14 protein-coding genes are annotated in these 21,635 nt (G+C 63.8%); 8 read left to right on the plus strand and 6 right to left on the minus strand.

Going from position 1 to position 21,635, the window contains the following annotated elements; all coding sequences use genetic code 11:
* On the minus strand, positions 1-1,088 hold a 1,088-nt coding region (gene cqsA, locus AC52Q4_RS06125), incomplete at its 3' end, for an alpha-hydroxyketone-type quorum-sensing autoinducer synthase (protein WP_495535919.1).
* Between the two features lie 471 nt (positions 1,089-1,559).
* Entirely contained in the window at positions 1,560-3,413 is a 1,854-nt protein-coding gene (gene sppA, locus AC52Q4_RS06130) for a signal peptide peptidase SppA (protein WP_495535920.1), read from the minus strand.
* A 763-nt stretch (positions 3,414-4,176) separates the two neighbouring features.
* Between sppA and AC52Q4_RS06135 the strand changes: the two genes are divergently transcribed.
* The 5 genes from AC52Q4_RS06135 to AC52Q4_RS06155 all read left to right on the plus strand — a co-directional run bounded on the left by AC52Q4_RS06135 (position 4,177) and on the right by AC52Q4_RS06155 (position 11,302).
* A complete protein-coding gene (locus tag AC52Q4_RS06135) occupies positions 4,177-5,358 on the plus strand; it encodes an MFS transporter (RefSeq protein ID WP_495535921.1) in 1,182 nt (393 codons plus the stop codon).
* Positions 5,359-5,447: 89 nt separating this feature from the next.
* A complete protein-coding gene (locus AC52Q4_RS06140) occupies positions 5,448-7,220 on the plus strand; it encodes an IucA/IucC family protein (protein ID WP_495535922.1) in 1,773 nt (590 codons plus the stop codon).
* The gene (locus AC52Q4_RS06145) at positions 7,217-8,209 is read left to right on the plus strand and encodes a GNAT family N-acetyltransferase (protein ID WP_495535923.1); all 993 of its coding nucleotides are present in this window, start codon (positions 7,217-7,219) and stop codon (positions 8,207-8,209) included. The genes AC52Q4_RS06140 and AC52Q4_RS06145 overlap by 4 nt, the downstream gene beginning before the upstream one ends.
* The gene (locus AC52Q4_RS06150; RefSeq protein ID WP_495535924.1) at positions 8,206-9,987 is read left to right on the plus strand and encodes an IucA/IucC family protein; all 1,782 of its coding nucleotides are present in this window, start codon (positions 8,206-8,208) and stop codon (positions 9,985-9,987) included. The genes AC52Q4_RS06145 and AC52Q4_RS06150 overlap by 4 nt, the downstream gene beginning before the upstream one ends.
* A complete protein-coding gene (locus tag AC52Q4_RS06155; RefSeq protein ID WP_495535925.1) occupies positions 9,980-11,302 on the plus strand; it encodes a lysine N(6)-hydroxylase/L-ornithine N(5)-oxygenase family protein in 1,323 nt (440 codons plus the stop codon). Before AC52Q4_RS06150 ends, AC52Q4_RS06155 begins: the two co-directional genes overlap by 8 nt.
* 99 nt (positions 11,303-11,401) lie before the next feature.
* Here the strand turns inward: AC52Q4_RS06155 and AC52Q4_RS06160 are convergent, their stop codons facing one another.
* Positions 11,402-12,202, minus strand: coding sequence for a calcium-binding protein (locus tag AC52Q4_RS06160; RefSeq protein ID WP_495535926.1), 801 nt, complete (start codon positions 12,200-12,202; stop codon positions 11,402-11,404).
* A gap of 483 nt (positions 12,203-12,685) precedes the next feature.
* On the opposite strand from AC52Q4_RS06160, the gene AC52Q4_RS06165 reads away from it, so the two are divergent.
* From AC52Q4_RS06165 to AC52Q4_RS06175, 3 genes are read left to right on the plus strand one after another with little or no spacing between them, the layout of a single operon-like run.
* Positions 12,686-15,145: a TonB-dependent receptor gene (locus AC52Q4_RS06165; protein ID WP_495535927.1), complete on the plus strand. Its 2,460-nt coding sequence runs from the start codon at positions 12,686-12,688 to the stop codon at positions 15,143-15,145.
* Between the two features lie 16 nt (positions 15,146-15,161).
* Positions 15,162-16,334 (plus strand): PepSY-associated TM helix domain-containing protein, encoded by a 1,173-nt coding sequence (locus AC52Q4_RS06170; RefSeq protein WP_495535928.1) that lies wholly within the window; start codon positions 15,162-15,164, stop codon positions 16,332-16,334.
* Entirely contained in the window at positions 16,331-16,516 is a 186-nt protein-coding gene (locus AC52Q4_RS06175; protein WP_495535929.1) for a hypothetical protein, read from the plus strand. Before AC52Q4_RS06170 ends, AC52Q4_RS06175 begins: the two co-directional genes overlap by 4 nt.
* A gap of 82 nt (positions 16,517-16,598) precedes the next feature.
* Here the strand turns inward: AC52Q4_RS06175 and AC52Q4_RS06180 are convergent, their stop codons facing one another.
* From AC52Q4_RS06180 to AC52Q4_RS06190, 3 genes are all read right to left on the minus strand, one after another.
* A complete protein-coding gene (locus tag AC52Q4_RS06180; protein ID WP_495535930.1) occupies positions 16,599-17,966 on the minus strand; it encodes an HlyD family type I secretion periplasmic adaptor subunit in 1,368 nt (455 codons plus the stop codon).
* Positions 17,967-19,745, minus strand: coding sequence for a type I secretion system permease/ATPase (locus tag AC52Q4_RS06185; protein WP_495535931.1), 1,779 nt, complete (start codon positions 19,743-19,745; stop codon positions 17,967-17,969).
* A 615-nt stretch (positions 19,746-20,360) separates the two neighbouring features.
* Positions 20,361-21,608, minus strand: a complete 1,248-nt coding sequence (locus AC52Q4_RS06190) for an aspartate aminotransferase family protein (RefSeq protein ID WP_495535932.1) — start codon at positions 21,606-21,608, stop codon at positions 20,361-20,363.
* Positions 21,609-21,635 lie beyond the last annotated feature (27 nt).

Below are 21,635 nucleotides of genomic sequence, written 5' to 3' on the forward strand. Positions count from 1 at the left end.
GGAGCACAGAAAACCCAGCCGACGATTCCTCTCGATCCCACCGCGTCCCGCAGCACTAGGGTTCGCGGCACCGCACCCGACGCGAGGCCAATCATTTCCGATCGACTCTCTAAGTTGTACCCGACCCGCTTGAGCTCATAGCGCAAATATTGGGCATTGCTGTGTAGCCGCTGCCGACGCCATTCCTCCCGGCGAATCACCTCCAATGCGGCACGCAGACCGGCGACTTCGTGCGGAAGCAGCGTAGAGCTAAAGATCGCCGGACGCGCGGTACACCGGAAATATTCGGCAAAGCGCTGCGAACAGGTAATCAGGCCGGCGCGCCCAGCAAAAGCCTTGGCGAGGCTCGCGGTGCGGAAATGAACCTGATCGCTCAGGCCGCAGGCCGCTACCAGACCCGCGCCATTCGGCCCATGGGTTCCCAGGGAGTGCGACTCATCCACCACCAGCACACAGCCGTAGCGCCTGCCGAGGCCGACGATCTCCGGTAGTGGCGCCATATCGCCGGTCGTACTATAGATTGAGTCCACCACGATGATGCCGGGACCGTGATGCCGGATCTGCCGCTCCAGATGATCCGCATCGTTATGCCGAAACGGACGAGCCGGAGCACCGGCGCACAAGATCCCCTGATGCAGCGACATGTGGGCAAGCATATCCACGTACACGGGCACGGATGCATCGGCAATCGCCTGGATCAAGCCGACATTGGCGCACCAGCCCGACTGGCACAGTACCGTGGCCTCACTGTCAAGGTAATGGGCGAACTCGGCCTCGAGCTTTGGCTGTGGCTCATCTCCCTGGAGGAAGATCGCGGACATCAGCAGACCGTTGCCGGCGCGCTCGATCGCCTCCGTCTGGGCACGCAGGATAGCCGGATGCCGGGCAATGGATAGATAGTCGTTGCTCTGAAGCAACACCGAGTCGCTACCCGGCCGCCGCCCGCGCATGATATGTCCGCCACGCCAGGACTTCTCGACCCGCTCGCGGTAGTACGCCTCGATGCGATCCTTGAGGAAAGCCGGCTCCCACGCGGGTTCATCCCAGGCCCCTCCTGCGCGAAGCTCTGCATAAGCCGTCTGGATCATAAGCGCCTCCGTAACTGGCCCGCCTCACGGCCGCGAAAGTGCCGTGAACGGAACGGATCCATTTGCTTGCGACGATGGGGGGCGGTGCCAAGGGTATGGATATCTTTATACTTCTGCGTTTTTCGTGGTCGGGCCAACAACAGCGAGCGACGTCAAGAGAATATGCACTCGACTGTTCCGTTTGCCCGATCAATGCGTCCGCATGGCCTCTTCAGCCGCTCTCCCTCGGCTCGACCACGGGGACAGACTGACCTTTCTCCCTCACGGGGTCATAGGCTAGGTAAGTGTGAACTGTTAAAGAGTGACGTAATCCCTATCTTCAGCATGGGAGGTCTTCCGTGATCACCGATTGTGGGCGGTGACACGCGAACCACGGCGGCCGCACCCAGAGGACGAGGGCTGACCATGCGAGGGCTCAAGGGGATGGAAAGATCCGGGCTCGCCTACGCGTTCACAGAACGCTGCCGATCATCAACGAACGCCCCGATCGTCGAGCCGCGGCCAACAGGGACAATAGGCATACGCGCCCTGCGGGTCCTGCAGCCATACGAGCGGCATGATTTCCTGCTCCAGAGGTACCAACGCCTTCAGCCAATCCGCCACGCCCAAGTCCGTCGCTGCGAGCCGATTCTGAGCTCGCGCGACGAACCGCTGCAGCATACGCTCCCCGAAGCTCCTGGTGGCTGGCACCGGGACCAGCACGAATCGGCCTTTCTGCAATCCCGCAAAACCGGCGGCGGCGGCGGCGGCCTGATCCAAACCGCCCAAGCGGTCCACCAGACCCACGCGCTTGGCGTCCCGACCGGCCCAGACACGTCCCTGGGCGATTCGGTCCACGGCATCGACATCCATACCGCGTGCCTGAGCGACGAGGCGAATGAAGCGCTGATAGCCTTTTTCGATAACCAATTGAACAACGCGCGCGCCCTCCGAGCTCAATGCCCGATCCGGGCGCATTGCTCCGGTAAGCGTGTGCGTACCTACGCCATCGGTGTGAATCCCCAGCTTTTGCAGAGAACTCTCGATATTGGGAAGCAAGCCGAAAATCCCGATCGAGCCGGTCAGGGTGCTGGCCTGGGCCCAGATCTGATCGGCGCTCATCGCCGCCCAGTACCCGCCCGAGGCCGCCACCGCTGACATGGACACCACCACGGGCTTGCCGGCATCGCGAGTTGCAGCCACTTCGCGGCGAATCACCTCGCTTGCCGTGGCGCTGCCGCCGGGGCTGTTTATGCGGAGGACCAACGCGGCGATGCTGTCATCGCGACGCGCATTACGGATTTGATAGGCCACGGTGTCGCCGCCCACGACGCCGGGTTTGCTCTCACCATCGGCGATCGGACCCTCCATCACCACCAAACCCACCTTGCCGGACCGATCGTCTGCCTCGAGCCCGCCGGTTGCCGCCAGATAGCCACGATTGTCGATCTCTCGGAAGCCACCGGTTTGCGGGTCCACGCCCACGATGCTCGCCACTTCGTCCCGCAGCTCAGCCGGCGTGACGAGCTTGTCGACCAGCCCGGCCGAGCGCGCCAGTGCCGCGGTATCACCATCGTGCGCCGCCAGCTCCGCAGGCAGGCTGTCGATGTAACGATCGACAGCGCTCGGTGATAAACCACGCGCCTGCGCCACATCGGTCTTGTAGACATCCCACAGCGTCTGCAACCAAGCCAGATTGTCCCGGCGTGCCTGCGGCGACATGTCGTTGCGCATGAACGGCTCTACCGCCGCCTTGTACTCGCCCACACGAAATACGTGAACCTTGACCCCGAGCTCTTCGAGGCCCTCCTTGAAGTAGTGCTGATATACACCGAATCCTTGCAGCGCGACTGCACCCATGGGGTCGAGATAGACCTTGTTCGCCAAGGCGGCCAGGTAGTACTGCGGCTGGGTATAGGACTGGGCATAGGCAATCAGCTTCTTGCCGCTGGAGCGGAAATCGCGGATTGCGCTCGCCAGCTCCTGCAGCTGCGCCATACCGACCTGGTTCAGCTCGTCGAGGCGCAGCACGGCCATGGAGATGCGTGGGTCTTGCGCCGCGCGCCGCAGCGTCACGACCAGGCCACGCAGGAGCGTTTGCTGCGGCTTGTCTTCGACCATGCGCCTCATCAGCACCCCCGGACCGAGCTCGCTGTGCTCCACGACATCGCCCTGCGGTGCCCAGAGCAGCGCGACATGCTCGCCCACGCGAGGCGCCGGCGGACCGTGGAGGGTAAAGAATACAAGCGCCACAAACAGCAGGATGGACAGGACGAGCAGCGCACGCCATACCCCGACGATTAAATACCAGAGCGTGGCAAAGATCCGCTTAATGATAGCGGCCATCAGTCTCTCTCCTATTGCCGGGCACGGTGAACTCGCGGCGGCAAGCCCCGCTAAGCTCAATTCGTCGGCGACGGCGCCGTTTATTGTTCAAATCGATGGCTCGAAGCGTCGGTGGCCGGCATGGCGGGAGCGCCCTGCCGGCACAGACGATCAGCACGCATGCAACCTGCGCCCGTGTCGCGCGCTGACGGCCCAGGCGCCTTGTCGGCGGCGGCCGCCCGCGGCCGACGACACTTGAATTAGCGGCTTCGTCATACCTTGCCGCAGCCCACGGACCGTCACACCGTAGCGTCGCGACAACACCCAGGCAATATGCTCTCGCTTTTTAGGCTTTGGCCAGGCCTCGACATCGCGTTGCCGCCTCGCGGAGCGTCGCCCGCTTCGACCGGGGCCCATAGGGGTGCTCAGGGCATCATCGCAATGGCAGACCAATGACCCTCTTGCCGACGGCGGCGAGCGTTCCGAACGGCTGTCTCGGAAAGCACGGCCAGCGCGCACGCAGCGCTTGAAGCACCGGGCTGAAGCGTAACCACCACGCCGTGACCCGAGTAATCGAACGCCGATGCACGGCTTAGCAGACGCTCAAGCAATGCCGCACGAGCGCTTCCGCCTCGCACCAGGCGCTGTCTTGTCCGCCGGAGCAGCGGGAAGGAAGTATCAATCGCAGTGCGTAACCAAAAGAGTTATGGTAATACTACTGACTCGTATTCGCGCTGTTTCCGCAACCCTATGCCCTTGACGTTCCAACCCACCCTGGCAACCGATGCCCAAAACCACTACCCCCGCCTCGCCGATCGCCCTCACCTTACCGGCCGCTTGCACCGGGGCAACGCAGAGCCTGTTGATCATCGCTCTGCCCACGATGCTCGCTCTGAGCGAATTGCAGGTCGGGCAACTGACGCCGTTGCTCGGACTCGCGGCTGTGGGATATCTCTTTGGCGGCTATGCGTGGCCACGGCGGGCCGCGCGAGGTCAACGGCGTCGGCTTTTAGCCCGTCTCCTGTTTGCCGCGACAATCAGTCAGGCGTTGTTTGTCGCGGCCCTGCTCGCTGGCACCTCCGGCATGATCGGCGCGGCGGCGATGGCCTCCGCACTTTTCGGCACACGCCTTGCCTACGCGCTTACGGCATCCGGCATCTTTCCCACCGTGCAAGCCTGGCTGCTTACCGAGCACCCCGCGCAAGCACGTCATGCCGCACTGACAGCCATGAGCGCCACGGTCAACACCGCCCGCGTACTCATACCCCTTGTAACGGCCGGACTGGCGATGTTTTGGCCCGCGAGCGTACTCGTTCTCCTGGTCGCGCTGCCCCTTGCCGCGCAACTGCTCTTGCCGCATGAACATGAATGCGCGGAGATGGCAGCTGTGGCGCCTGGTGGACGGATGCGGCACTTGCCCGAAACCAGCGTCGTCGTTCCAACGGCCCTAGCCCATATGAGCCTCGGGCTCGCGGAATTCATCATCGGTCCCTATCTCACCGCCGAATGGGGCATCTCACTTGAGCGCGCACCGGCGTATACGGCGTTATTCCTCGCCGCGGCCGCCGCCTGCATGGTGGCAAGCCAGATCGCAAGCCTTCGCCTGCGTCCTGAACCCGCCGCGCTGCTCATCTGGGCCCCGCTCGGCATGGCGCTGGGCGCGGGTTTCGCTGTCTACTGGCCAGCGGCTTTACCTCTTGGACTGGCACTCATCGCGGTTGCATTCGCGCTATTGATACCGGCGTTAGCCGCTGGTGCCACCGCCGGCCGAAGGCCAGATACGCAGGCATCCACCAGCGCCGACCTTTACATTGCCCGTATTCTCGGTCACCTGCTCGGCGTGACGGCCGCGGGCCCGTTGTTCGAGCTGGCACCACGCCTACCGCTCGGCGCGGCCGCAGCGCTCGCGCTCATGGTCGTCCTAAGCGGCACGGCCTTACGGCGAACCTTGGCCCTCGGTGCGTGAGCCAGCGGAATTGACGCGGCACCACGGAGCAGCGCTAAGCGGTGTTGATATTGTAATCACGAATGCATTGTATTATCGTTTTTCCCTTCATGCGCGTAACCGTCCAACAGAGTATGCCGATCGCCAACGCATCGAGAAACAGCCGCGTCGGCCAGCACGACACCGCCGATGCCCTCACGCGCCGCGGCTTCCTCAACGCGCTGTTGCGCGAATACAAACATTGGCACACCTCGCCGGACGGTGCCGCGCTGTCTCTTGTTTTGGGTGACGCTGAGCGAATCACCATACCCGTGGTCTATTGGTCCCGGGTGGGCCGACACGTACTCGGCACACCACGCGATGCCGCGGGGCGGGCCCTGGACGTCACGGCCCTGGCCGCACTCGTCTGCCGCACTCCCGCGTTGGCGGATACGCTGCCGCTGGCCGCAGATCGCTTCTGCGCGGACGTCGGCGCGAGTGTCGCCACGCTGGAAGCTGCCCTCGTCCATCGGCATCAAGCACATGGCAACGACTTCCTCGCGGGCGAGCAACAGCTGCTCGTGGGTCATGCCGTTCATCCCGCGCCGCGGGCTCGCTTCGGCTTCACCAGCGAGGATCATCAACGCTACGCGCCAGAGTTCGGGGGGCGCTTCCCGCTTTATTGGTTTGCCGTCGCCCCAACGGCGATCTGGCAGAGCGCAGCACCTGGCCATGATCCGCAAGCGGCCGCGGCCGCGCTGGTGGCGAGCGATCCACGCCTGACCCGCCTGCGGGCAAACCTGCCCAGCGGCTGGACCCTTCTGCCGGCGCATCCCTGGCAAGCCCGCCGGCTACTTGCGCATCCCCGTGTGCAAGCGCTCATCGCAGCGGGGCAAGCGCGTGCGCTCGCCGAGGCCGGTGCCCCGTGGGCGGCCACGTCCTCGGTGCGAGCGCTTTATCGGCGCAGCGCGCCATGGATGCTGAAATTCTCGCTCTCGGCCCGGCTGACCAACTCCGAGCGCGTGCTCACCTCCAGCGAAGTCGCGCGAGGATTCTCCGTGCACGCGCTGCTCGATGCCGGCTTGCGCGAGCGACTGGCCCAACTGGCGCCCAGCCTGGGCATCATCGGCGAGCCCGCCGCGCTGGCGCTCGACGACGGCCGCGGCACTCCCCTGGCCGAAAGCTTCACCGTGCTGCGCGAGAACCCGTTTCACGGCGAACGCGGCGCGGGCGTCGTCATGCTCGCGACGCTGTGCGAGCCCGAGGTTCACGCAGGCGGCACACCCCGGCTTGTGCAATTCGTGCACGAACTCGCCGCCGCACAGAATATTCCAAACTCGCAAGCCGCCCGTGTCTGGTTCGCAGCATTGGTCGAGGTACTGGTCGCGCCCCTGATTGAAATCGCGGGGCAATATGGGCTGCTGTTCAGCGCTCACCAGCAGAATACGCTGCTGCGCCTGCAGGACGGGCTCCCGGTCGGCGCCTATTACCGCGACTGCCAGGGTACCGCCTACAATGAGCGACACGCCGAGATGCTCGCCGCTATCTGGCCTGCCTTCGCCGCCGAAACCGGCAATCTGCTCGCTCCGGCCACGGCCGCCGGGTTATTCGGCTATTACCTCTTCGTCAATAACGTATTCGCGGTGATCGGCGCACTCGGCGAGGCGGGGTTGATCCCCGAGCCCACCTTACTCGCGGATCTGCGAGCGCGGCTGCACGCCTTGACGGCTACCCCCACGCTCTGCCCGGCGGTGCGCAACCACCTGCTCACCGCGCCATCACTTTGGTCCAAGGGCAATTTCCTCGCCTGCCTGACACGTTTCGACGAGGCCGCGGCGGGCGCTCACCGCCTGGTGCGCTACTTCGATTTCCCCAACCCGCTCAGCAAGGAGACTGCCGCATGAGCACAGGCGCCGCCACGGCGACACCGAAGGCCTCGGCCACCCCTGACCTGGACCCAACCCCCTGGGTGGAGCGCCGCAAGTCGGGGCGGATCACGACGTACCGCTTCGACGAGGCCGAGGCTCAGCTACAGCGTAACGCGGCCGGCTACGAGGTCCATCTTGCCAGCGCGCCGCACCAGCTGAACGCGGCGTTGCTCTCCGCCATATTCTGCGACCACCCGGAGGCGGCGGCAGTCCAATTGCGCGGCGACGAGCCTCACGCACTGCACGCCGCCGGCTTCATCGCCCAACCGGAGACCGTCGCCGCCTGCCCACGCGCCGGCTTTTTCCAGTTGCCCTGGCTCTGGCATGCCATGGGCGTCCACCCGGCGCTGCCCCCTCTGCCGGGCGAGGCAACTCATCCACCCCGGCCGGCACAGCCGCAGGGCACGGTCTATCAGCGCCATGACCCCGTGATCGGCGCGCAGCTCGGCTTTCGCGTGATCGACCCGGACATCGATCTGGCACGATTCCATGCCTGGATGAACCAGGGCCGCGTGGCCTATTACTGGGAGAAGGCCTGGAACGAGTCGGCGCTCCATGACTACCTACTCGAGCTTGCCGCCACGCCTCACACCTTCGGCCTGATCGCCTTGATGGACGGCGAGCCCATTGGCTATTTCGAGCCCTACTGGACGTTGGAGGACCGCCTCGGGCCATACTATGAAGCCGAGTCTTGGGACCGCGGCTGGCACGGCCTCATCGGCAGCCGACGTCATCTCGGGCGTACACGTACCCACGCCTGGGCCCGCGCCTTGTTTCATTACCTCTTCCTGGACGACCCGCGCACGCAGCGGGTGGTCGGCGAGCCGCGCGTTGACAACTCCAAGCTGGTCAAAGCCCTCGAGCCGTTGGGCTGCAGCGTCGATTTTGCCTTCGATTTTCCCCACAAACGGGCTTGGCTGATGCGCTGCGAGCGCCGGCGCTTCTTCGCTGAGGGGGGGCTGTGACGGCCGCCAGCGACCCGCTCGCGGCGTTCACGCCGCATCGCTGGGAACGCGTCAACCGACGTCTCGTCACGCGAATGCTCGCCGAATTCACCTATGAGGGACTGTTGAGCGCAACCGCCTCCGGCGACGGCTGGCGCATCCGCCTGGGCACGTCAGGCTACGTTTTCACGGCGGTACGCGGGCTTTGGGGGCAGTTGCGCATCGACCCGCCAAGCGTGGAGCGTCAACCGAGCGCCGGTCCCATTCGCGTAACGACACTGATGTGCGATCTTGCCACGGCCCTGGATCTTGACGGCGCCACGACCGGCAATTGGCTGCACGAGCTGCAACACACGCTGCTCGCCGATCTGCAGATCGATGCGCGTCGCGCAACGTTACGCCTGGCCGACCTCGATGATATCGAGCAGCAAGCCTTGCTCTCGGGGCATCCCAAGCTGGTGGCGTCGAAGGGACGCATTGGCTGGGGGCTCGAGGAACTCGCGCAGTTCGCGCCGGAATCAGGAAAAGCCGTCCAATTGCACTGGCTCGCGGTGGCGCGCACCCTAGCGAGCGAGGCGCCCGGCCACACAGTCGATCACTGGGGCTTGCCCCCTGGCTGGTTGGATGAGAAGAGCCGGGAAGGGCTCACCCACCAAGCGACCAATGCGGGTGCCGATCCGCAACGCTACCGACTGCTGCCGGTCCACCCGTGGCAGTGGCAGCGCTGGGTGATGCCTTTGTATGCAGACGCGCTCGCCAGCGGCGAGATCATCTCGCTGGGACCCGCCGGGCCGGCGATGCGGCCACTGCTCTCGCTGCGCACCTTCGCGGATGCCCACACCCCTGAGCGCGCGCACGTCAAGTTGCCGCTCACCATCCGCAACACCTCCTGTTACCGCGGCCTTCCCGGTGAGTCGCTCAAAGCGGGAATTCGCTTGTCCGAGTGGCTGGCCACGCTCGCCCGCAATGACCCGGCACTCTATCCGCGGCTGCGGGTACAGTGCGAGGTGGCGGCCGTGCACGTGCCTCACACGGCCTATCAATCGCTCCCCGGCGCCCCGTACCGATTCCATGAGAGCCTGGGCGCCGCCTGGCGCGAAGCTCCCGCCACGCATCTCGCCGCGGGCGAGCGAGCCGTGCTGCTCGCCACCCTGGCCGAATGCGAAGCCGACGGGACGCCGGTGCTCGCGGCCTGGTGCCGGGAGGCCGGCTGCTCGGTTGAAACATGGGTCGGCGCGCTGTTTCGCAACGTCACCGCACCGCTCTATCATCTGTTGTGCGCGTACGGCGTGGGTTTCATTGCCCACGGCCAGAATGTGGCCGTGATCCTCCGCCATGGGTTCCCCGCAGGCGCCCTGATCAAGGACTTTCACGGTGATCTGCGCCTCGCCGAGGACGCCCCCGCCAATGGCTTGGATACGGCAACGATGAGCGCCGTGAAACGTCTCTCAGCCGAATACCTGAAACACGACCTCTATACCGGCCACCTGGTCACGGCGCTGCGTTTCGTCGGCGACGCGCTCGCCACGAGCGGCCTGCTCGGCGAGGAGCGCTTCTACGGAGCGCTCGCGCGCATTCTGCGCGAGCACGAGGCCAGGCATCCTGAACTCGCGCAGGCGTTTCGGCGCTACGACCTGCTCGGCCCACGCATGGCGCGGGTGTGCGTCAACCGGGCGCTACTCGCCGTGGGCTACGACGACCGCGCCGAGCGGCCGCTGCCCGTCCTCGGTCCGCCGCTGGACAATCCGCTGCACACGGTCGCTGCCCACCACCGCGCCATGGAGGCGAACCATGACTGAGACGCCGTACGATCTCGTTGGCATCGGCGCCGGTCCGTTCAATCTGGCGCTCGCCGCCCTGCTCGACGGCGAACCGAAGCTGCGCGCGCGCTTTTTCGAGCGTAAGGCCGCCTTCGAGTGGCACCCGGGAATGCTCCTGCCCGAGGCGAAGCTGCAAACCTCCTGTCTCAAGGATTTGGTCACGGCGGTGGCCCCCACCAACCCGCACTCGTTTCTTGCCTACCTGGTGGCGCACGGGCGGTTTTACCAGCACCTCGCAGCGGACTTCGCCAACATCGATCGGCGTGAGTTCGCCGACTATCTGCGCTGGGTGGCCGAGCGACTGCCGCGCGTGGCTTTCGGGCACACCGTACGCGAGGTAACGCTCAGCGCGGAGGGGTTCCGAGTGCACCTCGATGGCGCTCGCGTGACTGCGCGGCAATTGTGCGTGGCCACCGGCTGCTGCCCCGTTCTGCCCGAGTGGGCCGCGCAGCTGCCGCCCGAGCGCGCCTATCACAATGGCGAGTACCTCTCACGCGAATTCCCGGCCGGCGTATGCCGAGTGGCGGTGGTCGGCGGCGGACAGAGCAGCGCGGAGGTGGTTCTGGATCTCCTTTCCAAGGCACATTCGCAAATCACGGAGATCGTGTGGCTGTCGAACCGCATGAACTTCGTACCGCTGGATGAGACCCCCTTCACCAATGAGTTGTTCACCCCCGCCTGGGTCGAGACATTTCACGGCCTGCCGGAGAACGAGCGCGACCGCCTCAACGCCCTCCATCGCCTGGCCGGCGACGGAATTTCACCGCAGACCCTGCGCGAAATCTATCAAGCCATCTACCGCCGGCGCTATTTCGAGGTGTCGGGCGCCCGCGCGAACCTGCGCCCGAGCCGCGACGTCTTCGCCGCGGAGGACTCGGGCGGCAGCCTGACGCTGTTTGCCCGCAACCGGCTCACCGGCGCGTGCGAGCACGAGAAAGTGGATGCAGTGATCTTTTGCACCGGCTACCGCAGCGCCCTTCCCGCCTGCCTGAGCCCAATCGCCGAGTATATCGCGCGGGACAGGCACGGCCGCCCGCAGGTGGATGCCAATTTCCAAGTCCGCTGGACCGGGCCCGGGGAAGGCCGGCTCTACCTGCAGAATCTGAGCGCCCACAGTCACGGCATCGCCGAACCGCAGCTCAGCCTAATGGCCTGGCGCGCCGGGGTCATCGCCAACGCGGTGCTGGGAGAGCAGCGTTTCCCCACGGCGGCGCCCCCCGAGTTGGTGCAATGGGAAGGAGAGTCGGAACGGGGTCCGCGGACCTCGGGGGCAACCCGCCGCGCGGCGCCCTAGCGAATCCAGGTTTCGGGGAATTGCAGCGAACAAGCTGAGAGGATCGCAAAAAAAAGCAAGGCTCAACGCGAGTTTCTCGCGTTGAGCCAATATAGCGGTTTACCCGACCGTAATATAATCGGACAGGTTGGCGGTGACGTCAGTGGACTCGACACCCGCCAGCAGGATGTTGTTGTCGGCGCCGAGATCAATGATTGCGCCCTCATCGGAGGCGCTCACGCGGGTGGCAAAATCGGCAGCGCTCTCAACGCCCGTACCATTGATATCGGCGGCAATCATGAGCTGATCGGATTCCGCATTGAACCGGTTCACCGTATCGTTGCCGTCGTTGCCGGTGTAGAAGAGTTCGGTCGCGTCGCCTTCCTCGGCATCACCGGAGCCGTAGAGGATGTCGTCACCGCCCTGGCCATAGATATCGTCATCGCCGTCGCCAGCGGAGATCCAATCGTCTCCGTCGCCTCCGGCCACGACGTCGTTGTCGTCACCGCCGAAGATGACGTCGGTCTGGTCGCCGCCGAGGATGGTGTCGTTGCCGGTCGAACCGTACAACGCGTTGGTGCCGCTCACGCCGTAGATCAGATCATCGCCTTCGTTGCCGAAAAGCTGATCGTTACCCTCGCCGCCCCAAAGGAAATCATTGCCTACGCCGCCGTCGACCCAATCGTTGCCGGATCCAGCGTATATGAAATCGTCGCCCCCTTCGCCGAACACCAGGTCGTTGCCTGCTTCGGCATAGGCGACGTCATTGCCCTCGCCCAGATAGGCCACGTCCTGGTCATAGCCCATTCTCACGCCGTCGTCGCCGGCACCGGCGAAAATGATCGATGGGCCCCTCGTCCGGATCACCTCACCCTCATCGGAACCGAAAACCAAACCGCTACCTTCTTGCAGAAAAGCCATTTGCAACTCCTTTCAATCAATGGCGCCGTCGTGACGCTGTCGTTTGACGTTACGTTATGCATCGATACGGGCGAAGATAAACCCCTTGTAACATCGGATAACGTCCCTGCTACGTCTTACCCGTAATAATAATAATAATAGTTATCATACCTGTTTGCCAATCATTTATTTGCTCCCGGTTAGATAGGGTCACCGCGTTACCCGCTTGCTCATGCGCCACCTTTGCAAAGGCCCTGCCGCAAGCCGCCCAAGTCTGGGCGCTTCGTTCGCATCGATTGGGTTGGCTACCCTACCGGAGGCTTCCGCCGACACGCCTCCCATAAGCTCCCGGTTCTCGCCTTTCAGGACTGCGGGTGATCGCTTGAGCGGTGCAGGCCTTGCAAGACCTGCACAGGCGATCCATTATATCAAACCGAAGTGCGGATCAATCTTATTATTCTTACAGTTTCGCGCTGGGCACATCAGCGGTAGGAGCATCGGAGCATGAAAAGGCGAATTAAACTGACGAGGGGGAAACGGAATCGACGCGGCCAGCCGGCGGCTTGTCTCCGCAGCTCCTCCATACTGCCCCTGGTCGTGGCGGCCCTGGCCGCTTCGTCCGAAGCCGTCGCAGAAGGCGCCCCGGCGCCTGAATTCAACTCCCCAAGCGAATACGGACCACAGCAGGCGCAAGCATCGGCACAAAGGACTCAGGCCGAGCAAGCCCAACCGATTCGCTTCGATGTCCCGCCGCAGCCCCTCGGCGCGGCGCTCGCTGCGTTTGCCAATCAAGCCGGCCTGGAGCTGGTGTTCACTCCCGAGCAGGTCGCGGGCAAAGAAGCCGAGGGTCTATCCGGCACCTACTCACCGGCCGCGGGGCTGCAGCGACTGCTCGCCGGCAGCGGGCTTCGCTACCGCTTCGTCAATGCCGAGACGGTCGCGCTGGAGAGTGGCGCCGCGCTCGTAGCGGGCAAGGTGAAGAATCTGGGTCCGGTCGTCGTTTCGGCAACGCGTACGGAGACGCCCATCTCCGAGCTCACCCGCTCGGTGACCGTGGTGACGAAAAAGGACATCGACCAGCAAAAGCGGATCGATCGCAATCTCGGTGATATGCTCTCCCAGACCGTGCCCGGCTTCAGTCAGAGCACGGAAGCGCTCAGCAATTTCGGTCAAACCCTGCGCGGCCGCGACTTTCTCACCCTCATTGACGGCATTCCGCAGACGACGCCGCTGCGCGGCGGCGCCCGCTCGCTCAACTCCATCGATGCGGACGCCATCGAGCGCGTCGAGGTGGTGCGCGGCGGTTCGGCGGTATACGGCTTTGGCGCCGCCGGCGGCCTTGTCAACATCATCACGCGGCGACCCGAAGAGGGAGCGCTCAACGGGCATTCCGAGGCGGGTCTCAAGTTTTCGACCACCCACCCCGATGACTCGCTGGAGTGGCACACCAACCATCGCGTCTCCGGGCGCACCAACGAGGTGGACTATCTCCTGAGCGGCACGTTCGTGCAAAGAAATGGCTTTTTCGACGCGGACGGGGACCGCATCCCGGCCAATCCCGTCGGCGGACAGGGCGGCCTCGCGGACACTGACGAATACAATGTGCTCGGCAAGCTCGGTTACGAGTTCGACGGCGGAAACCAACGCATCGAGGCCTCGTTCAACCGCTTCAGCATCTTGCAGGACAGCAACTGGGCCGGGCTGGGCTTCGGCGATCCGACGACCAATCAGAAAACGCCGGCGGTGCGCGGCAACATCAACGCCAAGAATCCTGGCACCAAGAACACAACCGCCAACGTCGAGTACCACAACAAAGATTTGCTGGGCAGCGATGTCAAAACGCAGCTCTACTATGGCGACCTCACCACCCGATTCCCGAAATTCCCCGGCTTCTCGCAGACCGAGATCAACTCCGAGAAATACGGTGCACGCTTGACGGTGGATACGCCCGTGCAGCTGGCGCCCGTTCCATTCAATGCGATCTGGGGCGTGGACTACCTGCACGATGAGACCGAACAGCCCGGACTCGATGGACCGACGACGACGCCGGAGATGAGACAGAATGCAATCGCCGGCTTCCTCCAGCTCGAGGTGCCGGTGGCGGATTGGGGGCTGGTGCGCGGCGGAGTCCGCCACGAGAGCATCTCGGTCGACGTCGACGATGTCTTGAACCGCCAGGGCGTATTCGTGAACGGCGGCAATCTGGATTTCAACAAAACGCTCTTCAATCTCAGCGGCACCGTTTTCTTGACCGACAACATCGAGCTCTTCGGCGGGTTCTCACAGGGCTTTTCGCTTGGGGATATCGGCCGCGCCATCCGGGACACGACCGCGAGCGAGGCCAGAGAGCTCCAGTCTGCCGTGCAGAAAGTCGATAATTACGAAGTCGGGCTGCGTGGGCATTACGGGCGTTGGGACGGCTCGGTCACCGGCTTTTTCAGCAAGTCCGACACCGGCACCACGTTCAGCCCGGATCTTTTCATCGCGAAACAGCCAGAGCGAGTCTACGGCGTCGAGCTTACCGCCAATGTGCAGCCAATTGATCCGGTGCGCATCGGCGGCACGGCCACTTGGCTTGCCGGCACGACCGATCTCGACAATGACGGCGATTATGAAGAAGACTTGCCGAGCACGCGGGTGCCGCCCGTGAAAATCACGGCGTACACCGAATACACGCCGTTTCCTTGGTGGACGACCCGCTTGCAGGGACTCTACTCGGGCAATCGCAACCCGGACAGCACTCAGTTCGGCAACGGCGACGTGAACGACTATATTGTCTTCGACCTCTACAGCAATTTCGATCTCAGTATTGACCGGCTGCAGTTGGGCAAGGTACAGGTGGGCGTCGGCAACTTGTTCAACGAAGACTATTTCCCGGTGGTGAACCAGGCCGGAGCGTTGCCGTTTGCCTTCTCCCAGGCACCGGGACGCACGGTATCCGTCACGTATTCGTACAATTGGTAAGGGGCTGGCAGGGCTCGTGCGGTTGTCATCGATCAAAGCGTGGCGATTCGTCCACACCTGGAGTAGCTTGGTGTGCACGGTGTTCCTGCTGCTGCTCTGCCTGACCGGTCTGCCGCTCATCTTCCATCAGGAAATCGATCAGGCATTGGGCTACCGCATCGAGCCGCCGGCCGCGGCCGGCGAGCGCGCTCGGGCGAACGTGGATGAGATCGTCGCCGACGCCCGGGCACGTCACCCCACCGGGGCGGTGCAGTTTTTGGTCCGTGACGCGCACGAGCCGGACGTGTGGACCGTGCGGCTCAGCGAGGCGGATACGTCCAAGGTATCCATCTCCTACAGCTACGATGCGCGAACCGGGCGATTTCTTTACGAATACCCGCTTCGCCAGGGCGTCATATACTTTTTGTTCAGCTTGCACCACGACATGTTTCTTGGCCTGCCGGGAACGCTGTTTCTCGGCAGTATGGGCTTGTTGTTCCTTGCCGCCCTGATCTCCGGTGTCGTCCTATACGCCCCGTACATGCAAAAGCTGCGCTTCGGGACCGTCCGGGAGAATCGATCGGCGCGTATCAAATGGCTGGATCTTCACAATCTCTTCGGCATCGTCACGCTGGTCTGGCTGCTCGTCGTGGCGGCTACGGGTGTAATCAACACACTCGCGGCACCGATCATTGGATTCTGGCAGGCAACCCATCTTGCAGAAATGACCTCCTCCTATGACGGCACGCCTAGACCGGATCAGCCGGCCTCGGCACGGCGCGCGCTCGCGGCGGCCCGGCGCGCGGAGCCCGATTCGGAGCTCAGCTTCATGGCCTTTCCGGGCAACACTTTTGCCAGCCCACACCATTTCACCGCCTTCATGCGTGGCACGGGCGCTTGGGAATCGAAACTGGTCAAACCGGTGCTGATCGATGCGCAAACGGGCGCGGTAACCGAAACCCGCGCCCTTCCCTGGTATGTCTCCGCCCTGCTGATCTCCCAGCCGTTACACTTCGGCGACTACGGCGGCCTGCCGCTCAAGCTCTTGTGGGCCGCGCTCGACCTGCTCGCGATATTGGTTCTCGTCAGCGGGCTCTATCTGTGGTTGAAGCGCCGCAACGTCTCGTTCGAGGAATGGCTCGAACAGTTCCGCAGCGGCAAAACCAGCAGTGAGCGCAACACGTCGAACCAGGCGGACGCGGCGCCGTGAACGCGCCTTTGCCAAAGACGCGAATCTGGGCTGCTCCGATCGCCCTCGCCCTGCTGAGTTGTGTCGGTCTGCTTGCGGCGTTGTTGAGCGACGACCTCGGGGACGCGGTGTCCTGGGCCGCACTGGCCGCACCGGTCGCGGTCGCTTTGTGGTATGCAACCGCCGCCCACCGCCTGCCGTGAATCCGACTAGGGAAACCTATCCAGGCGTCCACCGGGTCTTGGACGCCATAGCAGCGCTCAGCACGCAGCGTTCGGTCGACGGTCATCCCTCCCGCATGGCACGCGCAAGCATGTCGGCAATGGGCTTGACAACGTAACTCGCGAACGTTCGCTCACCCGTTTTGATCATCACCTCGGCCGGCATACCGGCGAGCAATTTCATCCCGTCGGTCATGTTGCGCCTGCCTTCCTCGGTGACCTTGATACGTGCCTTGTAATAGCGTGACCCGGTGACTTCGTCCTCGAAGCTGTCGGCGCTTACGTGGGTCACTTGGCCGTCGATGACGTTGGTCAGCCGCTGGTTGAAAGCACTGAAACGAATCTCAGCGTATTGCCCGGGATAAATGTTATCGATGTCGCGATCCGCAATACGTGCCTCGACCACGAAGCCATCCTGCGAGGGCACGATATCCATAATGGGGTCACCGGGACGAATCACCGCACCGAGGGTGTGCACCTTCATACCGACCACGGTACCGGCGACCGGCGCCACCACGGTGGTTCGCTTGAATTGGTCGCCGAGCGCGACGAGACGTTCTTCGGCATCGGCGATGTTGGCCTCGGTCTCGTGAAGCTGCTCGCCAACCGCTTTTTGGAATTCCTGCGCCTCGAGCTGTTTCTGCACCTGATTTTCGCTGATACGCGACTTGAGTCGTGCGATCTCCGCACGGTGTTGTGCGCTCTCGCCCTCGAGCTGCAGCATCTGCCGCTCCAAATCCCGCAGGCGCACGTTGTTGCTCATCCCCTTCTCGAATAGCTTGCGCAATCCCTTGGCTTCGGTCTCGAGGGAGGCCCTGAGCGATTGGTTAACGCGAACCATCGACTGCAGACCGTCGATCTGCTCGCGCATTTGCACGATCTGCTCATCGAGGACGCCGAGCGTCTTATCGAGTGCTTCGCGCCGCGCGCTGAACAGCGCGCGCTGCACGTCCAGGACTTCCTTCGCCTGCGGCAGATCACTCTGGAGCAGCTCGTCGGGGAACTCCATGGCATCGGCGCCCTGTTGCTCGGCGCGCAGACGCACCTTGGTGGCTTGATTGATCAGATACTGCGAGCGCACGATCTGCAACCGTGATAGCTCCTGCGTCTTGTTGAGGATCAACAGCGGGTCACCCGCCGCGACGTGATCGCCATCCTGCACGAGTATCTGCTCTACGATTCCGCCCTCGAGATGCTGCACGACCTTTTTGAACGACTCCACGGAGACCGCGCCGCTGGCCACCACGGCGACGGCAAGGTCCGCGGTCGTCGCCCAGCCGCCGAAACCGCCCAGGGCGACGAGCAAAATGACGACCCCGAGGCCGCGATAGCGCTTGTCCGACAGTGGCAGCGCGCTAAGGGATGACGGAGCCTCGACCGTGGCCTGCGGTTGAGGCGATCCGCCGAGGCGCGGAGTAAGCTCACCGGTCATTCAGTCGTGCTCCCGATGTCGCGCATCGCCACGCTGCGATGCGATTGCCGAGAAGTGCCTGGAGGGAAATTTTTCCGCTGCGCCGAGGGGCCCGACGACATAGGGTCGGGCAAGCTGCGTCAGCACTCGATCGCGCGGTCCGAACATGCTGATTCGACCTTCTTTGAGCAGCAGGAGCTTGTCGACATGACGGAGCACGTTGCGGCGATGGCTGATCACGAACAACGTGACGCGCTGAACCTTGAGCTCCTCGAGCGCCTGGGCAAGGGCCTGCTCACCGCTGTCGTCGAGATTGGAGTTGGGCTCGTCGAGCACGACAAGGACCGGATCGCCGTAAAGGGCCCGCGCGAGGCCCACACGTTGGCGTTGTCCTCCCGAAAGCATGCCATTGGCGGCATCGATATAGGTGTCATAGCCGTCGGGCAACCGCAGAATCATCTCATGAACGCCGGCCCTCCTGGCCGCCGCCACGACTTTCTCAGCCTTCAACTCGCCGAACCGGGCGATGTTCTCGGCGATGGTGCCGTCAAACAGCTCGATATCCTGAGGCAGGTAGCCGACGTGAGGCCCGAGCTCCGAGCGGTTCCAGTGGCCGATATCGGCGCCATCGAGGCGCACAGCGCCAGCCTGCACCGGCCATACGCCCAACAGCACGCGGGCCAACGTCGACTTGCCGGCACCGCTGGGACCGATGATGCCGATATGCTCGCCCTTGGCCACAGTGAAGCTGATCCCGCGAAGCGTGCTCGCGCGCACGCCGGGCGGTGCCGCTGCAAGCGCTGCGACGGCGACTTCCCCTTCAGGAGCGGGCAGCGACATACGCTGCGGTTCGGCGGGAATCTGCAGCAAAAGCTCGTTGAGACGCTGGTAGGCCGTGCGGCAACCGGCAAAGCCTCTCCAGCTTGCGATCATTTGATCGATGGGCGAAAGCGCACGACCCATGAGGATCGAGCCGGCTATCATCATGCCCGGCGTCAGGCCCCCGTCGAGCACCAAATACGCCCCGAGGCCAAGGATCAGCGACTGAAACAACAACCGGAGGCTCTTGGAGAGACTGATGAGCGTGCCCGCGCGATCGCTCGCCTGCGACTGCATGGCGAGGAACTCGTGATGCGCGTCGGCCCAGCGCCCCATTATCGCCGGAAGCATTCCCATGGCGTGCAACACCTCGGCGTTGCGCAAGTTGGAATCGGTCAGCGCCTGGCCTCTGATGTGCTCGCTGTTCGCCTTGGCCAAGAGCCTCGCGGTGCCCTTTTCGTTGGCGATCGCCAGCACCAGGAGGATCAACCCCGCGGCCGTCGCCAAAATTCCCAGCCATGGGTGGAAAAGATACAGCACCGCCAAATAAATCGGCGCCCACGGTGCATCGAAGAAGGCAAAAAGCCCGTTTCCGGTAAGAAACTGGCGCAGATTGGTAAGATCATTGATCGGCTGCGCCGTCTGCTGGCTGCGGCTGAGCACACTGCGCCGGAACATGGCGCTGAAAAGGCGCATGTGAATCCGTGTATCGAGGCGGTTGCCCACGCGAACGAGAATGCGCGAGCGCACCAGTTCCAGCCCGCCCATGACAACGAAGAAAAACACCGTCACCAAGGTCAGCATCAATAACGTGGCCTCACTTCGGGTCGGGATGACCCGGTCGTAGACCTGCAGCATATAAAGCGGCGGAACCAGCAGGAGGAGGTTTATGAACAGGCTGAAAAAACCGACCGCGAGGAAGGAAGCTCTGCAGCCATCGAGTGCCTGCCTCAGGTCTGAGCGTTCTTGTTGTCTACCCATGAATTGACTCGTCAGAGGGGTCGGCGCTGGCGTGTATTGCCAGCTCAATTGGCGCGCATTGCGGTGTTTCGACCCAACGCATGATAGGAGCAAATACAAGTAATCGCAAGTTATTCGTATTGCGTTTCGCGTTTGCTTCAGCCGGCTGCGCCCGCCGCGCGCGCTGACCAGTCGGCGGGTTTCGTGGTCGCGGCAGGGTTGCGCGCCCAATGCCTCGGCGTGAGGCAAAACGACAGACGCTTTACCGATTCACCGGCTCACTCAGGAGGGCGGTCAGGGATTGTCGGCGGGGGATATCCGATTGACCCGTGATGGGAACACGCCTGCGGGTCGCGCAAGCGGGCGCTTACCTGCATGGCGGCCTCATGGCCGGGCGAAGGCGCCAAAAAAGAGGCCGGCGCTTGGCCGGCCATGGGACTGCCCTACATCGAAGAGGAGGTCGATTGCAGCTTGCCGCCTTTTCGCTTCGCATTCCGCGCAGCACATCACGGTCTCGACGGCTGCAGTTCACAGGTTCGTAGTCCGAATCCTGGCCTGCTCACCTCAATAGACTCTTCTCCGATGATTTTGGTTCCAGAAGCGATTCTCTGCTCTCGCCTTGCCGTGCCGGCGAGCTCAGCCGCCTTCGCCGCGCCGGCCGGAATCGTTTGCCGCCGCCCGCGCCAGCAGCCGCTCGACCCGGCGCACCCCTTCGTCCAGGTCGGCTTCGGGAATCACGAGCGATGGCGCCATTCGCAGGGTGTTCGGCCCGGCCACCAGCAACATCACCCCCTCATCCAAGCCCAGATGCAAGAGCTCGCGGGCCCGCCCCCGCCACCGTTCGCTCAGCGCGCAGCCAATCAGCAGGCCGCGGCCGCGGACCGTCTCGATGACTCCATAACGGGCGGCGAGCGCTTGCAGCGCCTCGGTGAGTTGCTTGTGACGCTGCTGGACGCCGGCGAGCACCTCCGGCTCGCTGACGATCGTCAAGACTTCGTCAGCCACGGCGCAGGCGAGCGGATTGCCGCCGTACGTACTGCCGTGACTGCCGACGCCGAAGCTCGCAGCAAGCGCCGCGCTCGTGAGCATGGCAGCAATCGGGATACCGCCTCCGAGCGCCTTTGCCGTGGTCAGTATGTCCGGCGTCACTCCCAGACCCATGTAGGCATAGAGTTGCCCCGTGCGGCCCACGCCGGTCTGCACCTCGTCGAAAATCAAGGCCGCCGAGTATCGGTCGCAGAGCTTGCGAAGCCCGCTGAAAAACGCCGGGTCGCCCGGCACGATGCCACCCTCGCCCTGTATGGGCTCGACGATGACCGCGCAGGTACGCTCGGAGATGATCGCTTCCACGGCCGCGAGGTCGTTGTACGGCGCATGACGGATCCCCTCCGGCAACGGCTCGAACCCCTCGGTATACTTTTTCTGTCCGCCCGCGGTGACGGTGAACAGAGTGCGGCCGTGAAACGCCTGTTCGAAGGCGATGATCTCGTACTTCTCTGCGCCGAAATGCTGGTTTGCATGCCGACGCGCCAGCTTCAGCGCCGCCTCGTTGGCCTCGGCGCCGGAGTTGGCGAAGAACACCCGCTCGGCGAACGTCAGCTCGCAGAGGCGGCGAGCGAGATTCAGCGCCGGTTCGTTGGTCATGACATTGCTCAGGTGCCAAATTCTCGCCGCCTGCTCCTGCAGGGCCGCTACGAGACGGGGATGGGCGTGTCCCAGGCACGTGACCGCGATACCGCCGGCGAAATCAATGTATTCACGCCCTTGCTGATCCCAAACGCGCGAGCCCTGCCCACGCACAGGGATTATCGCGGGCGGGTTATACGTGGGAACCATCACTTTGTCGAACAAATCGCGAGTTATGGGAGCTTTCCACGACGACATCGTTACTCTCCGGCAGCGTGCCCGGTC

The organism is Nitrococcus sp. (assembly GCF_059432795.1).